The organism is Pseudomonas sp. 9.1(2019) (assembly GCF_009910445.1).
Taxonomy (GTDB): domain Bacteria; phylum Pseudomonadota; class Gammaproteobacteria; order Pseudomonadales; family Pseudomonadaceae; genus Aquipseudomonas; species Aquipseudomonas paraversuta.
Genome location: NZ_VBWF01000020.1, coordinates 1 through 866, shown reverse-complemented (window position 1 = coordinate 866; position 866 = coordinate 1). Strand labels below are relative to the sequence as shown.

The 866-nt window shown below is 62.1% G+C and carries 1 pseudogene; it reads left to right on the top strand.

Annotated elements, in window-relative coordinates:
- Window positions 1–866, top strand: a pseudogene (locus FEZ21_RS22410) (hypothetical protein); the annotation flags it as partial.

The following is an 866-nucleotide window of genomic DNA, read 5'->3' as shown; positions in this document are numbered from 1 at the left end:
ACCGACGAGCAGCTGCGCATGGCCTTTGCCCACGATGCCCTGGGCCGTGTGACTCAGGAAGTCGCGGCCCCGGATTCGGCGTTCGAGGCTGAGGTCAACTGGGCCTATTCGTTGTCGGCCAGCGAGCGCTGCCAGACCCGAATCGGCGCTTCCGGGCGTAAGGAAACTGTCTGGCTCGATGGCATGGCCCGGGAAATCCGCCGTGAAAAACAGACCGACAGCGGTGAGACCTATACCGCCTGGACCGCCGAATATGACGTGCTGGGCCGGGTGTTCCGTGAGACCAGCTACGACCCGGGTAACGAAGACGTCCCGGCCCTGAGCCTGACCACTGAACGCACCTTTGATGACTGGGGCAATGTGCTGACCGAAACCGGCGCGAACGGTGTCACCCAGCACACCCTCGCCGACCCGGTAGCCCTGACCGGCAGCAGCTGGCAGACCGATGCCAAGGGTGTGGCCGGGGCCAGAACAGTGACCACCCATAGCCTGGATGGCAAGCCGTTGACCGAGCAATTATTTTGCGCCCAAGGGGAGTTGCAACACACCTTGCGCTGGAGCTATGACGGCCTTGGCCGTTGCATCAGCCAGTCCGATGCCATGGGCCGGGAGACCCGCCAAGAATGGGATGCGCGGGACCGGTTGGTATCGACCACGCTGCCTGATGGGTCGCTTATTAAACGCACCTACGCCGAAGGCCATGACGGTGAATTGCCGGCCACGGTCTCGATTAGCCACCCTTCATTGGGCACTAATGAAGTCCTGCTGGGCGAGCGCAAATATGACGGCCTGGGCCGACTGGTGTGGGAAAAGGTCGGGCAGAGTGTCTCTGAATGGGAATATGCCGAAGGCGAAATTCACGCCCA